Origin of the sequence: Quadrisphaera sp. GCM10027208 (assembly GCF_042658805.1) — a bacterium.
Lineage (GTDB): Bacteria > Actinomycetota > Actinomycetes > Actinomycetales > SCSIO-59966 > SCSIO-59966.
Genome location: NZ_JBHSRC010000002.1, coordinates 69,029 through 88,828, shown reverse-complemented (window position 1 = coordinate 88,828; position 19,800 = coordinate 69,029). Strand labels below are relative to the sequence as shown.

Annotated in this window: 22 protein-coding genes; 5 read left to right on the top strand and 17 right to left on the bottom strand. The window is 74.7% G+C overall.

Features of this window, described 5'->3' with window-relative positions:
- From ACFP6A_RS03485 to ACFP6A_RS03465, 5 genes are read right to left on the bottom strand one after another with little or no spacing between them, the layout of a single operon-like run.
- Window positions 1–963: an MBL fold metallo-hydrolase gene (locus ACFP6A_RS03485; protein WP_379601585.1), complete on the bottom strand. Its 963-nt coding sequence runs from the start codon at window positions 961–963 to the stop codon at window positions 1–3.
- A complete protein-coding gene (locus ACFP6A_RS03480; RefSeq protein WP_379601583.1) occupies window positions 960–1,781 on the bottom strand; it encodes an ABC transporter ATP-binding protein in 822 nt (273 codons plus the stop codon). The genes ACFP6A_RS03485 and ACFP6A_RS03480 overlap by 4 nt, the downstream gene beginning before the upstream one ends.
- Window positions 1,781–3,685: an ATP-binding cassette domain-containing protein gene (locus ACFP6A_RS03475; protein WP_379601582.1), complete on the bottom strand. Its 1,905-nt coding sequence runs from the start codon at window positions 3,683–3,685 to the stop codon at window positions 1,781–1,783. The genes ACFP6A_RS03480 and ACFP6A_RS03475 overlap by 1 nt, the downstream gene beginning before the upstream one ends.
- A complete protein-coding gene (locus tag ACFP6A_RS03470) occupies window positions 3,685–4,554 on the bottom strand; it encodes a branched-chain amino acid ABC transporter permease (protein ID WP_379601580.1) in 870 nt (289 codons plus the stop codon). Before ACFP6A_RS03470 ends, ACFP6A_RS03475 begins: the two co-directional genes overlap by 1 nt.
- Complete coding sequence (locus ACFP6A_RS03465) at window positions 4,551–5,759, bottom strand: ABC transporter substrate-binding protein (protein ID WP_379601579.1); 1,209 nt, start codon at window positions 5,757–5,759, stop codon at window positions 4,551–4,553. Before ACFP6A_RS03465 ends, ACFP6A_RS03470 begins: the two co-directional genes overlap by 4 nt.
- A gap of 126 nt (window positions 5,760–5,885) precedes the next feature.
- On the opposite strand from ACFP6A_RS03465, the gene ACFP6A_RS03460 reads away from it, so the two are divergent.
- Window positions 5,886–6,596 carry an IclR family transcriptional regulator gene (locus ACFP6A_RS03460; protein WP_379601578.1) on the top strand — a complete coding sequence of 237 codons (711 nt, stop codon included), beginning with the start codon at window positions 5,886–5,888 and terminating at the stop codon, window positions 6,594–6,596.
- A gap of 10 nt (window positions 6,597–6,606) precedes the next feature.
- Here the strand turns inward: ACFP6A_RS03460 and ispF are convergent, their stop codons facing one another.
- Genes ispF through ACFP6A_RS03445 form a run of 3 tightly spaced genes read right to left on the bottom strand, consistent with a single transcriptional unit; the run spans window position 6,607 to window position 8,293 of the window.
- Entirely contained in the window at window positions 6,607–7,131 is a 525-nt protein-coding gene (gene ispF, locus ACFP6A_RS03455; RefSeq protein ID WP_379601577.1) for a 2-C-methyl-D-erythritol 2,4-cyclodiphosphate synthase, read from the bottom strand.
- On the bottom strand, window positions 7,128–7,799 hold the full coding sequence (gene ispD / locus ACFP6A_RS03450; protein ID WP_379601576.1) for a 2-C-methyl-D-erythritol 4-phosphate cytidylyltransferase: 672 nt from the start codon (window positions 7,797–7,799) through the stop codon (window positions 7,128–7,130). Before ispD ends, ispF begins: the two co-directional genes overlap by 4 nt.
- 11 nt (window positions 7,800–7,810) lie before the next feature.
- Window positions 7,811–8,293 carry a CarD family transcriptional regulator gene (locus tag ACFP6A_RS03445; protein WP_379601575.1) on the bottom strand — a complete coding sequence of 161 codons (483 nt, stop codon included), beginning with the start codon at window positions 8,291–8,293 and terminating at the stop codon, window positions 7,811–7,813.
- Window positions 8,294–8,480: 187 nt separating this feature from the next.
- Here ACFP6A_RS03445 and ACFP6A_RS03440 point away from each other — a divergent pair, with 187 nt between their 5' ends.
- The gene (locus ACFP6A_RS03440) at window positions 8,481–8,957 is read left to right on the top strand and encodes a hypothetical protein (RefSeq protein ID WP_379601574.1); all 477 of its coding nucleotides are present in this window, start codon (window positions 8,481–8,483) and stop codon (window positions 8,955–8,957) included.
- 54 nt (window positions 8,958–9,011) lie between these two features.
- Here the strand turns inward: ACFP6A_RS03440 and ACFP6A_RS03435 are convergent, their stop codons facing one another.
- Both ACFP6A_RS03435 and ACFP6A_RS03430 read right to left on the bottom strand, forming a co-directional pair.
- The gene (locus tag ACFP6A_RS03435) at window positions 9,012–9,695 is read right to left on the bottom strand and encodes a response regulator transcription factor (RefSeq protein ID WP_379601572.1); all 684 of its coding nucleotides are present in this window, start codon (window positions 9,693–9,695) and stop codon (window positions 9,012–9,014) included.
- 2 nt (window positions 9,696–9,697) lie between these two features.
- Window positions 9,698–10,927: a sensor histidine kinase gene (locus tag ACFP6A_RS03430; RefSeq protein WP_379601571.1), complete on the bottom strand. Its 1,230-nt coding sequence runs from the start codon at window positions 10,925–10,927 to the stop codon at window positions 9,698–9,700.
- A 124-nt stretch (window positions 10,928–11,051) separates the two neighbouring features.
- On the opposite strand from ACFP6A_RS03430, the gene phoU reads away from it, so the two are divergent.
- Window positions 11,052–11,711: a phosphate signaling complex protein PhoU gene (gene phoU / locus ACFP6A_RS03425; protein ID WP_379601569.1), complete on the top strand. Its 660-nt coding sequence runs from the start codon at window positions 11,052–11,054 to the stop codon at window positions 11,709–11,711.
- 30 nt (window positions 11,712–11,741) lie between these two features.
- Window positions 11,742–12,335, top strand: a complete 594-nt coding sequence (locus ACFP6A_RS03420; protein WP_379601567.1) for a hypothetical protein — start codon at window positions 11,742–11,744, stop codon at window positions 12,333–12,335.
- Window positions 12,336–12,480: 145 nt separating this feature from the next.
- On the opposite strand, the gene ACFP6A_RS03415 is transcribed toward ACFP6A_RS03420, so the two are convergent.
- From ACFP6A_RS03415 to ACFP6A_RS03400, 4 genes are all read right to left on the bottom strand, one after another.
- A complete protein-coding gene (locus ACFP6A_RS03415; protein ID WP_379601566.1) occupies window positions 12,481–13,224 on the bottom strand; it encodes a phosphoglyceromutase in 744 nt (247 codons plus the stop codon).
- Between the two features lie 9 nt (window positions 13,225–13,233).
- Window positions 13,234–13,833, bottom strand: coding sequence for a YbjN domain-containing protein (locus ACFP6A_RS03410; RefSeq protein WP_379601564.1), 600 nt, complete (start codon window positions 13,831–13,833; stop codon window positions 13,234–13,236).
- Window positions 13,830–15,107 carry a D-inositol-3-phosphate glycosyltransferase gene (gene mshA, locus ACFP6A_RS03405; protein ID WP_379602144.1) on the bottom strand — a complete coding sequence of 426 codons (1,278 nt, stop codon included), beginning with the start codon at window positions 15,105–15,107 and terminating at the stop codon, window positions 13,830–13,832. The genes ACFP6A_RS03410 and mshA overlap by 4 nt, the downstream gene beginning before the upstream one ends.
- A gap of 78 nt (window positions 15,108–15,185) precedes the next feature.
- Window positions 15,186–15,968, bottom strand: coding sequence for a PP2C family protein-serine/threonine phosphatase (locus ACFP6A_RS03400; RefSeq protein ID WP_379601562.1), 783 nt, complete (start codon window positions 15,966–15,968; stop codon window positions 15,186–15,188).
- 24 nt (window positions 15,969–15,992) lie between these two features.
- Between ACFP6A_RS03400 and ACFP6A_RS03395 the strand changes: the two genes are divergently transcribed.
- Window positions 15,993–16,793 (top strand): class I SAM-dependent methyltransferase, encoded by an 801-nt coding sequence (locus tag ACFP6A_RS03395; protein WP_379601560.1) that lies wholly within the window; start codon window positions 15,993–15,995, stop codon window positions 16,791–16,793.
- Here ACFP6A_RS03395 and ACFP6A_RS03390 read toward each other — a convergent pair.
- Genes ACFP6A_RS03390 through ACFP6A_RS03380 form a run of 3 tightly spaced genes read right to left on the bottom strand, consistent with a single transcriptional unit; the run spans window position 16,780 to window position 19,789 of the window.
- On the bottom strand, window positions 16,780–17,955 hold the full coding sequence (locus ACFP6A_RS03390) for a hypothetical protein (protein ID WP_379601559.1): 1,176 nt from the start codon (window positions 17,953–17,955) through the stop codon (window positions 16,780–16,782). The two genes, ACFP6A_RS03395 and ACFP6A_RS03390, sit on opposite strands and share 14 nt — an antisense overlap.
- Complete coding sequence (locus ACFP6A_RS03385) at window positions 17,952–19,085, bottom strand: sensor histidine kinase (RefSeq protein WP_379601558.1); 1,134 nt, start codon at window positions 19,083–19,085, stop codon at window positions 17,952–17,954. The genes ACFP6A_RS03390 and ACFP6A_RS03385 overlap by 4 nt, the downstream gene beginning before the upstream one ends.
- A gap of 8 nt (window positions 19,086–19,093) precedes the next feature.
- Window positions 19,094–19,789 (bottom strand): response regulator, encoded by a 696-nt coding sequence (locus ACFP6A_RS03380; RefSeq protein ID WP_379601557.1) that lies wholly within the window; start codon window positions 19,787–19,789, stop codon window positions 19,094–19,096.
- Window positions 19,790–19,800 lie beyond the last annotated feature (11 nt).

Below are 19,800 nucleotides of genomic sequence, written 5' to 3'. Positions count from 1 at the left end.
TCAGTCCTGCAGCTGGTCCCAGACCTGCCGGTCCCGCTGCGCCGTCCAGATCGTCGGACGCTCGACCCCCTCGAGCTCCTCCCAGACCCGGGCGACGTCGAACGGCAGGGTGTGCTCGAAGATCGGCCAGCTCCCGTAGGTGGGGGCGAGCCGGTCGTGGCAGGCGCGGAAGGCGTCCTTGAGCATGCCGCCCTCGCTCTGGACCCGGCGCACCTCGTCGATGAGCGCGGTGAGGAACCCGCGGCTCTGCTCGATCGCGGCGTCCACGGCGTCACGGCCCCGCACCACCGCACCCCGCCCGCCGACGAGGGCCTCCGCGCCGAACGCGGCGACGGCGTCCAGGGTGCCGCTCACCCACTCCTGGTGGAAGGCGTCCCCGGTGTACAGGGCAGCCTGCGCCTCGACGAGGTCACCGGCGAACAGCACCCGGTGACGCGGCAGCCAGGCGACGATGTCGCCCTCGGTGTGCCCGCGGCCGCAGTACTGCAGGACCAGGTCGCCGCGGTCGCCGCCGAGCGGGATCGTCACCCGGTCCGAGAACGTCAGCGTCGGCCAGGTCAGACCGGGCACCGAGTCCGGCTCCTTGAACAGCCGCGGCATCCGGGCCAGCTCGCTGTCCCAGTCCTGCTGGCCGCGCTCGGCGATGAGCGCCCGGGTGTTCTCGTGGGCGACGACGACGTCGGCGTCGAACGCGCTGGCGCCCAGCACCCGGACCGCGTGGTAGTGCGACAGGACGAGGTAGCGGACCGGCTTGTCGGTGTGCTCGCGCAGCCGGTCGAGCCACTCGCGGGCGGCGACCGGCGTGGCCCGGGCCTCGAACGCGACGACGAAGTCCTCGCCCTCGACGGCCCCGACGTTGGGGTCGCCCTCGGCGGTCAGGGCGTAGACGCCGTCGGCGAGGACCTCGAGCGTCTCGGTCTTGTCCTCCAGGTCCGCGGACGACGCGAACGGCTTGCTGCTCAACGGTTCTCCTCCGCTGCGGGGTGGTCGGTGGTGTCGGACGGGGTCCCGGTCGGCGCCGGTGCCCCGGCCGGGGCGGCGGCGCCGACCGAGCCGGACGACGTGGAGTCGCCGCCGAGGTAGGCCGAGCGCACCCGGGCGTCGTCGGCCAGCTCGGCCGGCGTCCCGGTGACGACGACCCGGCCGCGGTCCATCACCAGGACCCGGTCGGCGACCTTGAACGCCGCCCGGACGTTCTGCTCGACGAGGAGCACGGCGAGCCCTTGCTCGTCGCGCAGGTGCGCGAGAGCGGCGATGATCTCGCCGACGACGCGCGGGGCGAGCCCGAGGCTCGGCTCGTCCAGGACGACGACCGAGGGGCCGGCCATGAGGGCCCTGGCCATCGCGAGCATCTGCTGCTCCCCGCCGGACAGGGCGCCGGCGACCAGGGCGATCCGGTCGGCGAGCCGGGGGAACAGGGCGAGGGCCTCGGCGCGTCGCTGGGCGTAGCGCCCGTCGCGCTGACGGGTCCAGCCGCCGAGAGCGAGGTTGTCCTCCACGCTCAGCGACGGGAACACCAGCCGGTTCTCCGGCACGTGCGCCAGGCCACGGCGGGCGATCTGCTCGGCGCCGAGGTTCGTCACGTCCGTCCCGTCGAGCAGCACCTGGCCGCTGCGGGGACGCAGCAGCCCGGAGACCGAGCGCAGCAGGGTGGACTTGCCCGCCCCGTTCGCGCCGATGACGGCGACCAGCTCGCCGGGTGCGACCGAGACGTCGATCCCGTGCAGCACCTGCAACCGGTCGTACCCGGCCTCCAGGCCGCGCACCTCGAGCCCGGCCATCAGCGCACCTCCTGCGCGGCGTGCCGGACGATGTCGTCGGCCTCGTCGTCCGTGCCCAGGTACGCCGCGACGACGGCCGGGTCGTTGCGCACCTCGGCGGGGGTACCCAGGGCGATGAGCCGCCCGTCGTCGAGGACGGCGACCCGGTCTGCGAGCGCCATCACGGCGTCCACGTCGTGCTCGACGAGGACGACGGCGACGCCGGCGTCCCGGGCGCGGCGCAGCAGCTCGGCCAGCTCGTCGCGCTCGGCGCCGGACAGGCCGGCCATCGGCTCGTCGAGCAGCAGCAGCCGCGGGGCCAGGGCGAGTGCCCGGGCCACCTCGACCTGCCGCTGGCGACCGAACGGCAGGTCCGTGACCGAGCGGTCGGCGTCCTGCGCCAGGCCCAGCGCCGCGATCGACGCCATCGCCGAGCGCTCGATCTCCTTCTCCTCCCGGGCGGCCAGGCCGAGCATGCCGCGCACGACGCCGGAGCGGCTGCGCAGGTGCCGTGCCACCTTGACGTTGCCGAGGACCGTGCTGCTGCCGAACACCTGGAGGTTCTGGAAGGTGCGGGTGGCGCCGAGGTCGGCGACGGTGTGCGGGGCGCGGCCCTCCACCCGGCTGCCGAGCACCTCGATGGTCCCGGCGGTCGGCTCGAGCACCCCGCTGATCATGTTGAAGCAGGTCGTCTTGCCGGCGCCGTTGGGTCCGATGAGGGCGAGGATCTCCCCGGCCCGGACGTCGAGGTCGACGTCGTCGACGGCCACGACGCCGCCGTACCGCTTGGTCAGGCCACGCACGGACAGCACGACGGTGCCCCGCTCGGGCACGTCGGCCTCCGCCAGCAGGTCCGCCAGCGACACCTCCCCCGTCCCGGGGACGTCGTCCCGGGGTCCCTCACGAACCGCGACCGTCGGCAGCTCACCGGGTTCGCGGGCACTGCCGCGGCGGCGCAGCCGGGAGACCGCCATCTCCCACAGCTGGGCCAGGCCGCCGGGCAGCAGGATGACGACGAGGACGAGGGCGACGCCGAAGGCGATGAGCTGGACCTCGCCGGTGGCCCCCGGGACGATCCGCGGGATGAGGGCCTTCATGCCCTCGTCGAGGCCCTCGACGACGACGGCGCCGGTGATGGCGCCCCAGACGGTGCCGAGCCCGCCCAGCACCACCATGAGCAGGAAGTGCACGCTGAGCAGGAAGCCCGCAGCCTCGGGGCTGACGACGGCGAGCCAGTAGGCGTAGAAGACGCCGGCGAGTCCGGCGTAACCGGCCGACAGCACGAAGACCTTGAGCCGCAGCAGGAACGTGTTGACCCCGAGGCACTCCGCGGCCACCTCGGAGTCGTTGACGGCGGACAGGGCCCGGCCGGTGCGGCTGCCGACGAGGTTGCGCGCCATGAGCAGGCCGACGACGACGAACGGGACGAGCAGCCAGAAGAACTCGCGCGGGCTGTCGTAGACCCGCCCGCCGAACTCCGGCTTGGGGATCCCGAAGATGCCGGAGGTCCCCCCGGTGTACTCGAGCTCCCGGACGGTGACCGAGACGATGATCCCGAGCCCGAGGGTGGCCAGCGCGAGGAAGTGGCCACGCAGCCGCAGCAGCGGCAGGCCGACGAGCAGGGCCACCAGCATGGCGGCGAGCACGGCGGTCACCGCGGCGACCAGGCCGTGCACGTCGTACCGGGTGACGAGGATGGCGTGGGTGTAGGCGCCGACGGCGAAGAACGCGGCCTGGCCGAGGCTGACCTGCCCGGCGAGGCCCATGAGCAGCGACAGGCCGATGGCCGCGATGCCGTAGATCAGCGCGAACACGCCGATGTTCACCATGTTCGTCGACGCGACGAGCGGGAACACGGCGAGGACGGCGGCGAGCGCCAGGAACGGCAGGTAGTAGCCGGCGTGCCGCCGGAGGACGGCGTTCATCAGACCCGCACCCCCGAGGCCTTCAGGACGAGACCCTGCGGCCGCACGAGCAGCACGAGGACCAGGACGAGGAACGCGACGGCGTCCCGGAACCCGGTGTCGACGTACCCGGCGACCAGGTTCTCCAGGACGCCGAGGACGAGACCGCCGAGCATGGCCACCCGCAGCGACACCAGCCCGCCGAGGGTCGCCGCGACGAACCCCTTGAGGCCGAGGGTGAGCCCGTACTCCCAGGAGGAGAAGTAGATGGGGCTGCCGACCACGCCGGCCACCGCGCCGACGAACCCGGCGATGGCGAAGGCGACCATCGTCGCCGTCCGGGGCGAGATGCCGACGAGCCGCGCGGCGACCGGTTGTTCGGCGCACGCCCGCAGCGCCTTGCCGTACAGGGTGTGCTCGTAGAACCACACGACCGCGGCCCCCACCACCGCGGCGACCCCGAGGATCCACAGCTCCTGGGAGCGGATGCTGATGCCGCCGACGAACAGGTCCCAGCCCGGGAACGCGGGCAGGCCCCTGGCCTGGGGGCCCCAGACCAGCAGCATGACCGCCTTGAGCGCGGTGGAGATGCCGAGCGTGAGGATGATCGACACCAGCGGCGTCATGTGCTTGACCGGGGCCACGAACAGCCGCTCGAGCACCACCGACACCAGGACGACGAACGGCACGACGAGGATGACGGCCAGCAGCAGCGGCACCCCGGAGGCGACGGCCGTGATGGCGCTCAGGCCGGCGAGTGCCGCGTACTCCCCCTGCGCGAGGTTCACCATCTCGCGCACGGAGAAGATGGCCACGAAGCCGAGCGCGACCAGGCCGTAGACGGCGCCCTGAGCCAGCCCGGAGAAGACCAGCTGGAGGAGGTCGGTCATTCGGCGCCGTCGGCGATCTGCCACTCACCGTTCTCGACGGTGACCAGGACCAGCGCCTCCTTGCTCAGCCCCGAGTGGTCCTCCGGCGTCATCGTGAAGACGCCGCTGACGCCCGGCCAGTCCGAGACGCTCTCGATCGCGTCGCGCAGCTCGTTCGGGTCCGTGCCGACCTCCTCGATCGCGTCGACGGCGATCATGAACGCGTCGTAGGCGTGCCCGGCGAACGTGGACGGCGTCTCGCCGTAGGCGGCCTCGTAGTCCTCGATGAACTGGGTGACGACCTCCTTCTGCGGGTCGTCCTGCGGCAGCTGCTCGGCGACCACCATCCGGCCCAGCGGAGCGAGCAGGCCGTCGGCGGCGTCCCCGGCGCTGTCGAGGAACACCTGGTTGCCGATGCCGTGGGACTGGTAGACCGGCGCCTCGATGCCGAGCTGGCGGTAGGCCACCTGGGCCAGCGACGCGGCCGGCGGGATGCCCCAGATCACGACGGCGTCCGGGTCGGCGTCCCGGATGTTGACCATCTGGGCGGTGAAGTCCGTGGCGTCGGGGGCGAAGCTCTCCGTCGTGACGACCTCGATGCCCTCCTCGGCGCCGATCTCGGCGAACGCCTCGGGGACGCCCTCACCGAACCCGGAGGCGTCCCGGGCGACGGCGATCCGCTGGTAGCCCTTGGCCGCCATGTCGTCGATGATCCGCTCGATCACCACGCTGTCGTTCTGGGCGGTCTTGAACACCCACTCCGAGCCGTCGATGATCGCCTGGTTCGCAGCCAGCGAGATCATCGGGATCTGCGCCTGCTCGGCGATCGGACGCATGGCCAGGCTGGGGCCGGTGCGGCTGGCACCGAGCAGGATGTCCACCTCCTCGGACTGGATCAGCCTGCTGGCGGCCCGCGCCGCGCCGTCCTCGGTGGACTGGTTGTCCTCGATGAGGACCTCGAGCTCCCGGCCCGCGACGCCGCCGTCGGCGTTGACCTGCTCGGCGAGCATCTCGATCGTGTTGCGCTCGGGGACGCCGAGGCTGGCGCCGGCGCCGGTGATGTCGAGCACCACCCCCATCTTGATCGGCTCCTGCTCGCCGCCGGTGGCCTCGCCGCCGTCGGCGGTGCCCTCCGACTGCGGGGTGGGCTCTTCCTCCGCGCAGCCGGTGAGGGCGAGGGCGAGTCCGGCGACGAGTGCGGCTGCTGCGCGTGCTCCACGACGCATAGGTGCTGCTCCATTCGAGGTCCGTGGCGACTGGCGGCGCCGTCACCGTGTGCTGTACCGTCAGAGAAGTTCTATATTCGAACGTCTCATTCGAATTGCGAGTGAGGATAGGTGATACAGGCCACAATGACAACGGCCTCCCGTGCTCTTGACCCCGATGGTGACGGCACGGCCCGCCCGGCGTCCCAGACGCTCGACCGCGGCCTGCGCACCCTGGAGCTCGTCGCGGGCAGCGAGCGGCCGTTGTCCGTCGCCGAGGTGGCCCGCGCGCTGGGCCTGCACCGGTCGATCGCCTACCGGATGCTGCGCACGCTGGAGGACCACGCCCTCGTGGCCCGTGACGCGGAGAACCGGTACGCCGCGGGCGCCGGGCTCGCCGTCCTGGCCCGGCAGGTGGTGCCGAACCTGCAGGCCGCGGCCGTGCCGGAGCTCTCCCGCCTGGCGAACGACGTGGGGATGACCGCCTTCCTCGTCGTCCGCCAGCACGACGAGGCGGTGACGGTGACGGTCATCGAGCCCCGCCAGTCGACGGTCCACGTCGTGTACCGGCCGGGCACCCGGCACCCGGTGACCCGGGGTGCGCCCGGACTGGCGCTGCTGGCCGGGTCACCGCCCGTCCCCGGGGAGCGCCCGGAGGTGGCCGAGGGGCGACGCAAGGGGTGGGTCGCCACGTACTCGGAGGTGCTGCCGGGGATGAACGCGGTGGCCTCGCCGGTCGTGGACGCGCGCGGGGTGTGCCACGGCGCGGTCAGCGTCGTGTTCGTCGCCGACGTCGACTTCGACGAGCTCGGTGAGCGGGTCCGCGGCGCAGCCGGCGCCACCGCGGCCCTGCTGTGAGCCGCCGCGGTCACCGCCCGCGGGACGGGACGACCAGAGCGGTCGCGATCGCTGCGACGCCCTCACCGCGGCCGGTCAGCCCGAGGCCGTCGGTGGTCGTCGCGGACACCGACACGGGGGCGCCGCACGCCTCGGCCAGGGCCCGTTCGGCCTCGGCTCGCCGGGGGCCCAGCCGCGGTCGGTTGCCGATCACCTGGACGGCCACGTTGCCGATGTCGTAGCCGGCCTCGCGCACCAGTCGGGCGGTCTCGGCGAGCAGCGTGGTCCCCGCGGCACCGGCCCACTGGGGGCGGGCGGTGCCGAAGTGCAGTCCCAGGTCGCCGAGACCGGCGGCGGACAGCAGCGCGTCACAGCAGGCGTGGGCGGCGACGTCGGCGTCGGAGTGCCCGGCGAGCCCGGTCTCGCCCGGCCAGTCCAGGCCGGCGAGCCGCAACGGGCGGCCCACGGCGGGGTCCGCGAACCGGTGGACGTCGGTCCCGACACCGACCCGCGGCACCAGCGGCTGAGGGCCCTGCGGTTCCTGGCCGTCGGTCACGGCGTCTGGGACTGGCCGGCGGCACCGGCGAGCAGCGCCTCGGCGACGCGCAGGTCGTGGGCCGTAGTCACCTTGAACGCCTCGGGGTGACCGGGGACGACCTGCACCCGCCAACCGGCCCGCTCGACCAGCCCGGCGTCGTCCGTCGCGGCGAGGGACTCGTCCGCCTGGTCCACCGCCAGGGCGTGCGCCTCCTCCAGGACGGCCCGCCGGAACCCCTGCGGCGTCTGCACGGCCTGAAGCCGATGACGGTCGAGCGTCTCCCCGTCGACGGAGCGCACCGTGTCGGTCACCGGTAGACCCGGGACGACCGCGTCCGCACCGGCCCGGACGGCGTCCGCGACGGTCCGGAACAGGTCCGGCGGGGCGAGGCAGCGGGCAGCGTCGTGGACGAGGACGACGTCGACGTCCGGCGACAGCGCCGCCAGGCCCAGCCGCACCGAGTCCTGCCGGGTCTCGCCCCCGGGGACGACGACAGGGTGGCGGGACTGCATGATCACCGAGGATGGGGGGGAGTCGGGGGGCACGACGACGACGACCTCGTCGGCGACACCGCTGGCCTCCAGGCGCCGTAGCGCGTGGGTGAGCATCGGCTCACCGTGCAGCGGGACGAGCGCCTTCGGGGTGCCCAGGCCGAGGCGGGTGCCGTTGCCCGCGGCGACCACCACGCAGCCGGTGGTCAGCTGGCCAGCACCTCGTCGAGGATGGCCTCGGCCTTGTCCTCCTCGGTCTTCTCCGCGAGCGCGAGCTCGGAGACGAGGATCTGCCGCGCCTTGGCCAGCATCCGCTTCTCCCCGGCGGACAGCCCGCGGTCCTGGTCACGGCGCCACAGGTCGCGGACGACCTCGGCCACCTTGATCACGTCACCGGAGGCGAGCTTCTCGAGGTTGGCCTTGTAGCGGCGCGACCAGTTGGTCGGCTCCTCGGTGTAGGGAGCGCGCAGCACCTCGAAGACCCGCTCGAGCCCCTCCTTGCCGACCACGTCCCGGACGCCGACGAGATCACAGTTCTCGGCGGGGACCTCGATGGTCAGGTCGCCCTGGGCGACCTTGAGGCGGAGGTAGAGCTTGTCCTCTCCCTTGATGGTCCTGGTCTTGATCTCCTCGATCAGTGCGGCCCCGTGGTGCGGGTACACAACCGTCTCGCCGACCTTGAATGCCATCTGCTCTGTTCCCCTTTCGCGACGTCCAGGGTAACACGGTGGCACCGGGCACCGACAGTCCCCGATCGACGTTTCCGCAGGTCAGAGCCCTGGCGTCGACGAGGAGGGGGTTGACATCGCCGCGGTGACGTGCTGCGCCGGGTGGTTGAGCGCCCCCGAGGTCCCGCGGCCGCTACGCTCTGGCGACGTGACCCGCCTGACCCGACCCGTGGCCCTCGCCGTCGCCGCCGTGCTCGCCTCCGGGCTCACCGCAGGCTGCTCGGTGACCAACCCGCAGGAGACCGCCCGGTACTACATGCCCAGCGACGGCGTGGAGGCCCAGCTCGGTGACGGGCTGGTCGCGACCAACCTGCTGCTGCTCGCCGAGGACGCGCAGAGCGAGGCCGTCCTGGTGGCCCGGGTCGTGAACTCCGGCACCGAGCCGGCCACGGTACGGATCACCTCGACCGAGGCGGACGTCGACGTCGAGGTGGAGGTCGAGCCCGGCCAGACGTACGCCGTCGGCGGTCAGGACGCCGACGAGCAGGTCACCGTCGACTCGCTCGGCGTCATGCCCGGCCAGCGGCTGCCGATGACGGTCGGCGCGGACGGCGCGGAGCCGGTGCAGGTCAGCGTCCCGGTGCTCGACGGCACCCTGCCGGAGTACGCCGACCTGCTGCCCTGAGCGGCCGGAACGGTCGGGGCGCGACGTCAGTCGGCCGACGTCAGCCGGCCGTCGTCAGTCCGCCTCGAATTTGTACCCCAGGCCCCGAACAGTGACGAGGTAGCGCGGCGCCGACGGCTCGGGCTCGATCTTGCTGCGCAGTCGCTTGACGTGGACGTCGAGCGTCTTGGTGTCGCCGACGTAGTCGCTGCCCCACACCCGGTCGATGAGCTGGCCACGGGTCATCACCCGGCCGGTGTTGCGCAGCAGCAGCTCGAGCAGCTCGAACTCCTTGAGCGGCAGCTGGACCGGCTGGCCGTCGACGGTGACGACGTGCCGCTCGACGTCCATCCGGACCGGACCGGCCTCGATCGTCGGGGGCACCAGGTCGTCCGGCTCCGCCCGGCGCCGCAGCACGGCACGGACCCGGGCCACGAGCTCGCGCGAGGAGTACGGCTTCGTCACGTAGTCGTCGGCTCCGAGCTCGAGCCCGACGACCTTGTCGATCTCGCTGTCCTTCGCCGTGAGCATGATCACCGGCACGTTGCCCCGGGTGCGCAGCTGGCGGCACACCTCGGTCCCGGACAGGCCCGGCAGCATGAGGTCAAGCAGGACGAGGTCGGCGCCGTTGCGGTCGTACTCCTCCAGCGCCTCGGTCCCCGTCTCGGCGACCGCGACGTCGTAGCCCTCCTTGGACAGCAGGTACGACAGCGGGTCGCTGAAGGACTCCTCGTCCTCCACCACCAGGATGCGGGTCACGCTCACACTCCTTGCCGGGCTCGGGCCGGGCGGTCGGCCCGGCCGGTGTCGTGGGACGGCGGGTCCGGACGCCCGCCGGGGGCCCCGGTGGCGGCGTCCGGCAGTCGCAGGGTGAAGGTCGACCCGTGCCCGGGGCGGGACCAGACTGTCACGTCACCGCCGTGATTGGCCGCCACGTGCTTGACGATGCTCAGGCCCAGACCGGTCCCCCCGGTGGCGCGGGAGCGGGCCGGGTCGATCCGGTAGAACCGCTCGAAGACCCGGTCGAGCTCGCCCTCCGGGATGCCGATGCCCTGGTCGGCGACCGCGACCTCGACGAGGCCGTGCTGGTGGCGCACCCCGATGCCGACCCTGGTCCCCGGCTCGGAGTACCGGATCGCGTTGTCGACGAGGTTGCGCACCGCGGTGACGAGCAGGTCGTGGTCGCCGTAGACCGTCGCCCCGGCGGCCGGACCGACGTCGATGCTCACCTCCCGCGCCTCCGCGGTCAGCCGGGACCGGTCGACGGCTTCGGCGACGACGGCGTCCACGTCCACCGGCACCGGCTCGCGCACACTCGCCGCGGCCTGCAGGCGGGACAGGTCGATGATGTCCTGGACGAGCGAGGTGAGCCGACCGGACTCGCGTCCCATCCGGACGGCGAACCGCCGGACGGCGTCGGCGTCCTCGGCGTTGTCCGCGATCGCCTCGGCGAGCAGGGCGATCGCCCCGACCGGCGTCTTGAGCTCGTGACTGACGTTCGCGACGAAGTCGCGGCGGATCTCCTCCACCCGGCGGGCCTCGGTGTTGTCCGAGACGAGCAGCAGCACGTACCGGTCCGCCAGCGGAGCGACCCGGGCGTGGACGACGAGCACCTCCCGGCCGAGGGGGCCTCGGCGCAGCTCGAGCTCGGCCTCCCGGATCCGGCGGTCGGCGCGGACCTCGTCGACCATGGCCGTCAGCCGGTCGTGGACGACGTGCCCGTCGCGGACGATGCCGTAGGCGTAGGCGGCCGGGGACGCCGTCCGCACGACGTCCGTCTCGTCGACGACGATCACCGCCGACGGCAGCACGGCGAGCACCTCCACCGTGCCGGGGGGCAGCCCCGCCGAACCGGGCTGGCCGCCGTCGGCGTCCGCACCGTCGGTGCTGCCCCCGGCACGGCGGGACAGCACGACGACGCCGGCCACGACGGCGGCACCGACGAGCACACCCAGACCCAGCGCCGCCAGCTCGGCGACGATCGCCTCCACGGCGGCCAGCCTACGGCCGCCGCCGCGCCACTCCGGCCGCCCGCCCGTCCGGACAGCGTGGCCATGGCCGGATGTTCACCTGTCGCTGAGCGTCCGTTCACCAAAGGGTGTAAACCTGCCCCCCATGCGAGAGGTCTTCCACCACGAGCTGGACCAGCTCGCCGACGGGCTCATCGGGATGACCGAGCTCGTCGGCCAGGCCATCGACGACGCCACCCGCGCCCTGCTGGAGGCCGACCTCCAGCTCGCTGAGTCGGTGATCGCCGCCGACGCCCAGGTGGACGCCGCTCAGGCCGAGCTGGACGAGCGCGCCATCGAGCTGCTGGCGCGCCAGGCGCCGGTCGCGACCGACCTGCGGGTCGTCGTGGCCGCACTGCGGATGAGCTCCAGCATCGAGCGGATGGGCGACCTGGCCCGGCACGTCGCCCAGCAGACGCGGCTGCGCTTCCCGCGGTCCGTCGTGCCCGAGAGTCTCGCGCCCACCTTCGAGAAGATGGGGCAGACCGCCCAGCGACTGTCCGGGGAGGCGGGGGACCTCATCCGCACGCGCGACCTGGCCGCGGCCGCCAAGCTGGAGTCGGACGACGACCTGCTCGACCAGCTGCACCGGCAGGTCTTCACCCGGATGATGGCCGCGGACTGGACGGAGCCCGCCGAGACGACGGTCGACGTGACGCTGCTGAGCCGCTTCTACGAGCGGTTCGGTGACCACGCCGTGTCCGTCGCCCGACGCGTGGTGTTCCTCGTCACCGGGGACTACAGCGGCTCCACGCTCGGGGAGTGAGGCTGCGGCCCCTCCGGTAGCGTCCTGCCGGTGAGGACGGGGCTGCGCGACGGCGGCCGGAAGGCCGGGCGCAGAGCCGGTGCGGCCGCGCTCGTCGCCGGCTCGCTGGCCCTGGCGGGGTGCAGCGGTGCCGACGACCCGCAGCCGTCCCCCTCGGGTCCGTCGCCGACGACCACGGAGCCGACGACCACGGGGCCGACGACGCCGAGCCCCGTGCGGGACGTGGACTGCGCGGCGGTCGAGGAGGCCCGGGCCCGGCTCGAGGCGGCGACACAGGCCGAGCTGGACCGGCTGGAGGTCCCCCGCGGCGACCCACGGGCGTTCAGCATCCAGGTGATCGTGACGAGCCAGGAGGCGGCGGAGTACTGGTCCGCCCTGCAGGACGCCCTCGGCCCCGGGGAGCCCGAGCTGCGCGCCGACGCCGAGACCGTCGTGGCGTACTGGGAGCCCCTGGACGCCGACCTCGAGGAGATCGAGATCCCCGACGGCACCGAGGCGGCGATCACCGAGGCGACCGAGCGCTACGTCGAGATCAGCGAGCAGCACCCGGACGAGGACGTCGTCGAGGCGCAGGAGCGGCTGTCCGCCGGCCTCGAGGACGCCTGCTCCGACAGCGCCGGCTGACCGGGTTCCGCCGCCCGGCGCCGCCCGCCGCCCCGCCGCCCCGCCGCCCCGCCGAGGGTTCGCGCCCGTCGTGGTGGTGATCCGGCCCTGAAAGCGCCGTCCCGACAACCACTGGAGGCGCGAACCCCCCCGGCAGGGGGCCGGGTCAGCGGCCTTGGTTGGCGACGGCGGCGATGGCGTCCTGGGCGGCCTCGGGGTCGAGGTAGCGCCCGTACCGGGTCACCGGGGTCATCGACTCGTCGAGCTCGTACAGCAGCGGGATACCGGTGGGGATGTTGAGGCCCGGGATGTCCTCGTCGGAGATGCCGTCGAGGTGCTTGACGAGGGCCCGCAGCGAGTTGCCGTGCGCGGCCAGCAGCACGGTCCGGCCCGCCCGCAGGTCCGGCACGACGGCGTCCTCCCAGTACGGCAGCATCCGCGCGACGACGTCCTTGAGGCACTCGCTGCGCGGCATGAGGTCGCCGAGGTCGGCGTAGCGCGGGTCGCCGTCCTGGGCCCACTGGTCGCCGGGGTCGATCGGCGGCGGGGGCACGTCGTAGGAGCGCCGCCAGGTCATGAACTGCTCCTCGCCGAACTCCTCGAGGGTCTGCTTCTTGTTCTTGCCCTGCAGGGCGCCGTAGTGGCGCTCGTTGAGCCGCCACGTGCGGCGCACCGGGATCCAGTGCCGGTCCGCGGTGTCCAGGGCGATGTTCGCCGTCGAGATGGCGCGCCGCAGCAGGGAGGTGTGCACGACGTCGGGCAGCAGGCCCTCGGCCCGCATGAGCTCGCCGCCGCGGCGGGCCTCCTGCTCGCCCTTGTCCGACAGTGGCACGTCGACCCAGCCGGTGAACAGGTTGCGAGCGTTCCAGTCGCTCTCGCCGTGGCGGAGCAGCACGAGCGTGTACGTCATACCTCGACCCTACTGGCGGGGCCCGCGGCCCTCTTGCCGGCCGCCGTCCGGACCCGTGCCGTCGTCCCTGCCGTCGTCCGGGGAGTCGTCCGGGGAGTCGTCCGGGGCGAGCAGGTGCCGGAAGGCCTCGAGGTTGACGGTCGGCTCCCCACGGGAGACCCGCCACGCCCACTCCTTGCGCATCGCGGTGAGAAAGCCCATCGCGAGCAGCTCGTTGAACGCACCGTCCGCGGTCGCCAGCACCGACCCGAGCAGGCCGTCGAGCGTCTCCTCGGTGACGCCCTCCAGCGGCAGCCGGCCGACGAGGTACACGTCGCCGAGGGCGTCCAGGGCGAAGGCGATCCCCTGCAGCCGGGCGTTGCGCTCGAGCAGCCAGCGGTGCACCCGCGGGACGTTCTCGTCGGGGCGCCGGACGACGAACGCCGAGACCGACAGCGAGTGGTCGCCGACGAGCAGGGACGTCGTCGTCCGCAGCTTGCGCTCCCCCGGGAGCTGGACGACGTACTCCCCCGGGCGGGCCCCCGGCTCCCAGTCCAGCCCGCAGTCCGCCAGCCAGGACCGCACGGCCGCCTCGGCCCGGCGCCGCTGGACGGCCCGCCCGGCGGTCACCGCAGCGCCTCGAGCCGGCGGTGCAGGCGCAGCGCCCGCTCCTGGCGGGCGGCCCGGTAGACCGCCAGGGTCGCCTCGACGGTGACGTCCCAGCCGAACGAGTGGGCCTGGGCGACCGCCCCGGTGGCGAGCATCTCGCGGCGTCCGCGGTCGTGCACGAGGTCGAGCAGGACGTCGGCCCAGTCGTCCGGGTCGTGCCCGTCGACGAGGATCCCCGAGACGCCGTCGGCGACGGCCGTGCGCAGTCCGCCGACCGCGGCCGCCACCACCGGCGTGCCACAGGCCTGCGCCTCGATGGCGACGAGGCCGAACGACTCGTTGTAGGACGGCACCGCGACGACGTCCGCCGCCCGCAGCCACGTCGCCAGCGTCACCCGGTCCGCCGGCGGCTCGAAGCGCACGACGTCCGGCACCCCGGGCACGCCGACGAGGCCGAGGGAGCGGGCGAGGTCCTGCAGCTCCTCGGGGTGCTCGAGCCCGCTGCCGCTGGGGCCACCCAGGACGCCGACGAGCAGGCGGCCGCGCAGCCCCGGGTCGCGGTGCAGCATCCGGGCGGCGGCCCGGACGAGGACGTCGGGTGCCTTGAGCGGCTGGATGCGGCCGGCGAACAGCAGCAGGTGAGCGTCCGGCGGCAGCCCGAGCTCGCGGCGAGCGGCCTGCGCGCCGGCACCGGGTGTGAACACCTCGAGGTCCACCCCCGGCGGCACGACCGCGACCCGACCGGGGTCGGCGTCGTAGCGGCCGACGAGCTCGCGGGCCTCGTCCGCGGTGCTGGCCACGAGCCGGTCGGCGGCGTCCACCACCTGCTCCTCGCCGATCACCCGGCCCTGCGGCTCCGGGGTGTCCCCGTCGGCGAGGTAGGCGTTCTTCACCTTCGCCATCGTGTGCATCGTGTGCACGAGGGGCACGTTCCAGCGGTCGGCGACGAGCCAGCCGACCTGCCCGGAGAGCCAGTAGTGCGAGTGCACCACGTCGTACCAGCCGGGCTCCTTGCGGGCCTCGGCCCGCATCAGGCCGGCGGCGAACGCGCACAGCTGACCGGGCAGGTCGTGCTTGCCGAGCCCCTCGAACGGCCCGGCCGGCACGTGCCGCACGAGCACGCCGTCGGTGAGCGGCACCACCGGCGGCTGCGAGGACGACGTGGCGCGGGTGAAGATCTCGACCTCGGTGCCGCGGGCGGCGAGCCGGCGGGCCAGCTCGACGACGTAGACGTTCATCCCACCGGCGTCCCCGGTGCCGGGCTGCTCGAGCGGAGAGGTGTGCACCGACAGCATCGCGACCCGGCGCACCGGGGCGGGCCCGGTCGGCGCGGACGACGGGACGGTCGCAGTGGGAGCGGTCACGAGCGGACGCTAACCCAGCGCCCGCGCGCCGGGCACATCGACCACGACGACGCTGACGTTGTCGCGGCCCCCGGCGTCCAGTGCGGCCGCCACCAGGGCGTCGGCCGCCTGCTGCGGGTCCGGGTGGCCGCCGAGCAGCGCGGCAAGGCCGTCGTCGGGCACCTCGTTCGTCAGCCCGTCGGTGCACAGCAGGAACCGGTCGCCGGGGCGCAGCGGCAGCGTCCACCAGTCGGGGCGCAGCACGGCGGCGGCACCGACGGCCCGGGTGATGACGTGGCGGCTCGGGTGCGAACGGGCCTCCTCGGGGCTCAGCAGCCCGTCCTCGACGAGCTCCTGGACGAGAGAGTGGTCGGTGCTGACCTGCTCGAGCCGGCCGTCGGCGAGCCGGTAGAGCCGGCTGTCCCCGCAGTTCAGGGCCGTCCACGCCGTCCTCCCGGTCAGCACGAGGGCGGTGACGGTGCTGCCGGCGCCCAGCGGGGCCCCGTCGGGGTCACGCAGCCCGCGGACCCGGTCGTCGGCTCGCTGGACCGCCGTCCGGAGCCGGTCAGGGGTGACCGGGGCGCCGTCCGTGACGAGCCGGCCGAGCTCCTCGACGACGATGGCGCTGGCGACGTCCCCCGCCGCGTGCCCACCCATCCCGTCGGCGACCGCGAAGACCGGCGGGGCGGCGAGCACGCTGTCCTCGTTGTGGGTGCGCACGCGGCCGACATGCGTGGCGCTGCCGTACTCGACGTGGCTCGTCATCGCCGTCCCGACCGTGTTCTGCTCGGACGGGCCGATGGTAACGATCACCTCGCGGTCGGGCAGGATCTGCCGGTGCCCGGCCCGTCGTCGTCCCGTCCCGTGGGCACGGTGACCCGGGGGACGACGAACCCGAACCGCTTGCGGCGGCTCGACCGGTGGCTGGTGTCACGAGCCGGCCGGGTGCTGCGGTCCGCGCCGGACCCGCTCGTCGTCGACCTGGGCTTCGGTGCGTCCCCTGTGACGACGGTCGAGCTCGCCGACCGGCTGCACCGGGTCCGTCCGGACGTCGAGGTGGTGGGTCTGGAGATCGACCCCGGCCGGGTGCGCGCGGCCCGGGCGGCGCAGCGGCCGGGGCTGAGCTTCGCCCGCGGCGGGTTCGAGCTCGGTGGCCTCGGTGCTCGTCGGCCCGTGCTCGTCCGGGCCGCGAACGTGCTGCGCCAGTACGACGAGGCGGACGTGCCGGCCGCCTGGGCCCGCGTCGTCGACCGGCTGCACCCCGGCGGGCTGCTCGTCGACGCGACCTGCGACGAGCTCGGCCGGCGGGCCTCCTGGGTCGCGGTCGGCGCGGACGGACCCCGCTCGCTCACCGTGTCGCTGCGGCTCGCCGGCACCGACCGTCCGGGGGAGGTGGCCGAACGGCTGCCGAAGGCGCTGATCCACCGCAACGTGCCCGGGGAGCGGGTGCACGCCTGGGTGGCCGCGCTGGACGCCGCCTGGGAGCGCAGCGCCGCGCTGCGGGGCTTCGGCGCCCGGCAGCGGTGGATCGCGACCTGCCGCGCCCTCGCCGCGGACGGGTGGCCGCTGCTCGACGGACCGGGCCGCTGGCGGCTCGGCGAGGTCACCGTCGCCTGGACGGCGGTCAGCCCCCGCTGAGGCGGCTGTCGGGGCCCTGCTCGGGCCGTAGCTCCGCGAACAGCTCACCCGCGCCGTCCTCGACGGTGACGTCGACGTCGAGGCCGGTGAGCCCCCGGGCGGCCGCCACCTGCTCGAGCCGAGCGGCCACGGCCCGGGCGGCCTCGGCGTCCGCCGTGACGACGACGGTGAGCAGCACGCCGTCCGGGGGTCGGCGCACGGCCACGCTGCCGCGCGGCAGCGCGGTGACCGCGGCGGTGGCCAGCGCCCGCGCGTCCGCCAGCCGGGCGTCCTCCCCGGCCGCTCCCGGCAGCGTCGGCCCGCCGGGAGCGGTGTCGTCGGCGACGGTCACCTCGCAGCCCCGCCGGCGGGCTCGTCGCACCGCCTCGCGCAGGGCGTCGTCGAGCAGCGCCGGTGCGCGCAGCTGGTCGCGCAGCAGCGCACCGGTCTCCGCGCTGCGGGCGCGCAGGTCCGGTGGGATGCACCCCTGCCGACCGGCCGCGAGCACCGCCTGGAGCACCGGGACGGCGTCGCGCTGCAGCTCGGCGCGCCGGGTGGCCGCCGCCTCCCGCCGCGCCGTGGCCGCCGCCCGACGCGCCCGCTCCTCCTCGGCCTCGCGCAGGAGCCAGGCGACCCGCCCGGAGCTGTACTCCAGCAGCATCCCCGCCCCCAGCCCGACCAGGGCCCACACCCACAGCGCGTCGACGACCGCGGTGGTGGCGAGCAGGGACGCCCCCGGGTCCCCGGTGCGGGCCGACAGCTGCAGCCACACGGCGGCGGTGGCGGCCACGGCGGCGAGGACGGCGTGCCGGCCGCGCCGCCGGACGCCGAGGGCGGCCAGGACGGGCGCGCACGCGGCCGGCCACCAGGTGACGTGCCCGGCGACGGCGGCGTCCGGCACGTTCGGCAGCTCGAGCAGGGCGAGCACCGTCGGCACCGCGGCCAGCGCCCACGCGGTGCCGTCGGCCATCCGGGCGTCCCCGCGCCCGGCCAGCGGGGCGAGCGCGACGGCGACCGCGACGACGAGCACGACCAGGGCGACGGCGAACGCCTGCGGGCAGTCCAGCTGGAGGCGCGCGCGCAACCCGGACAGCACGTGCACGCCCGACCAGGCGACGGCGGCGGCCAGCAGCAGCGCGGGGCGGACGGCACCACCGGGCGCACCGGTGGCCGGGGAGGTCACGCGGGCCACCGGATCGTCACCCGGGTCCCCTCGCCGGGGGTGGAGTCCTGCTCGAGCCGGCCGCCCGCGGCGTGCACCCGGCGGGCCGCGAGCCGGACGCCGAGCCGGTCCTCCGGGATGTCGTCGGCGGCGAAACCGGTCCCCTGGTCGCGCACGGTGATCAGCAGCCCCGCGAGGTCGTAGCGGCCGTCGACGAGCGTGCCGGCGTCCGGGCCGGCGTGCCGGACCGAGTTGCGGACCGCCTCGACGACAGCGGCGACGAGCGACTCGGCGCAGGCCGGTGGGATCCGCTGACGCCGGGCCGCCACGGCGATGCGCACCGGCACGTCCGGGTCGACGGCGTGCACCGCGGCGGCGATCCACTCGGCCACCGGGGAGACGGTGTCGCCGCCGGCCGCGTCGTCGTTGGTGATCCGCTCCAGCGCCCGGGCCGCGTCGTCGGCGGCCCGGCGCGCGACGTCCGGGTCGACGGCCACCGCGGCGGTGGACAGGGCCGACAGCACGTCGTCGTGGACGAGGGCGTCCCACCGGACCGACTCGGTGGCCCGGACGGCGGCCTCCTGCGCCGCGCGCCGGGCGGCCAGCGTGTCGGCCTCGGCCACGCTGACCCGGGTCGCGATGGCCCCGATCGCGGCGGCCGCGGTGAGCACGACGAGCCCGACCGCGGAGAGGTACCCCGCCTCGGCGGCGGCGTCCAGGGGCGTGAGCGCACCCCACGCCGGGAGGGTGAGCAGCCCGGCGTAGCCGGTCGCGAGCACGAGGACGAGCGCCACCCCGCCCGCCCCACCCACGGACATCCCGGCTGCGGCCACGAGCACCGGCACGAACGTGGCGAGCCACGGCTGGTGCGCCGCCGCCCCGTCGTCCGACGCCACCAGGGTGCGGACGACGACGAGGACCAGCCCGGTGCCGACGAGGACCCGCACCGCCCGGTGCGGGGGGCGACCTCGGACGAACGCGACGGCGACCGGGCCCAGGGCGACGACGAGAGCGGCGACGGCCGTCCCGGTGAACCATCGCGGTTCGGGCTCGTCGTGGACGGCCAGGTGGGCGGCGACGTTCGGCGCCCGGACCAGGGTGGCGACGAGGACGAGCCCGGCGAGCAACCGGTGCGCCGTCCGCTCGGTCACCGCTCGGCTCAGTCGTCGGGGCCGAGGACGCCGTCCTCGACCGCGCGGTGGTAGAGGGCGAGCTTGGTGCCGGCCGGGCGGTCCAGGCCGGCGTACTTGGCCCGGATCCGCTTGAGGTGCTCCTTGACCGTGCCCTCGGTCACCCCGAGGCGGCGGGCCACCGACTTGGCGGGCAGGTTGGAGGCGTACAGCCGCAGCACGTCCCGTTCCCGCTCGGTGAGGTGGGCGGGCAGCGCCGCGGCACCCTCGAGGGCCGCGGCGAGCCGTTGGCTGACGACCGTGTCGCCGGCGGCGACCGTGCGCACCGCCTCCGCGATGGCCGGACCCGGTTCGGACTTGTGGACCACGCCCAGGGCCCCGGCGCGCAGGGCCTCGCGGGTCAGGTCGTTGTCGTCGCCCTGGGTGAACACGAGGACCCGGACGCCGGCCTCCCGCAGCCGGGAGACGTTCTCCGCAGGGCGGCTCCCGTCGTCCAGCCGCAGGTCGAGCAGGACGACGTCCAGCCCGGGGCCGGGGTCGCCCCCTGCCAGCAGCGCGGTGACGGTGCCGGCGTACCGGACGAACTCCAGGTCGGGAGCACGGTCCGCCAGGACGGCTCGAATCCCTTCGAGCACGGCCGGGTGGTCGTCGACCGCCCCGACCCGGACCTGGCGTACCGCACTCCCGTGCGACCCCCGTCGGCCCCGAGCCCCCTGCCCGTTCACGGTAGAGACGT

Bases quoted from the DNA above. Each gene is read 5' to 3' on its own strand.
- ACFP6A_RS03480 (WP_379601583.1), bottom strand. From the start codon at position 1,781: ATGGCCGGGCTCGAGGTGCGCGGCCTGGAGGCCGGGTACGACCGGTTG.
- phoU (WP_379601569.1), top strand. From the start codon at position 11,052: ATGCGAGAGGTCTTCCACCACGAGCTGGACCAGCTCGCCGACGGGCTC.
- mshA (WP_379602144.1), bottom strand. From the start codon at position 15,107: ATGCTGTCGGTGCACACCTCTCCGCTCGAGCAGCCCGGCACCGGGGAC.
- ACFP6A_RS03470 (WP_379601580.1), bottom strand. From the start codon at position 4,554: ATGACCGACCTCCTCCAGCTGGTCTTCTCCGGGCTGGCTCAGGGCGCC.
- ACFP6A_RS03460 (WP_379601578.1), top strand. From the start codon at position 5,886: ATGACAACGGCCTCCCGTGCTCTTGACCCCGATGGTGACGGCACGGCC.
- ACFP6A_RS03465 (WP_379601579.1), bottom strand. From the start codon at position 5,759: ATGCGTCGTGGAGCACGCGCAGCAGCCGCACTCGTCGCCGGACTCGCC.
- ACFP6A_RS03445 (WP_379601575.1), bottom strand. From the start codon at position 8,293: ATGGCATTCAAGGTCGGCGAGACGGTTGTGTACCCGCACCACGGGGCC.
- ACFP6A_RS03475 (WP_379601582.1), bottom strand. From the start codon at position 3,685: ATGAACGCCGTCCTCCGGCGGCACGCCGGCTACTACCTGCCGTTCCTG.
- ACFP6A_RS03415 (WP_379601566.1), bottom strand. From the start codon at position 13,224: ATGACGTACACGCTCGTGCTGCTCCGCCACGGCGAGAGCGACTGGAAC.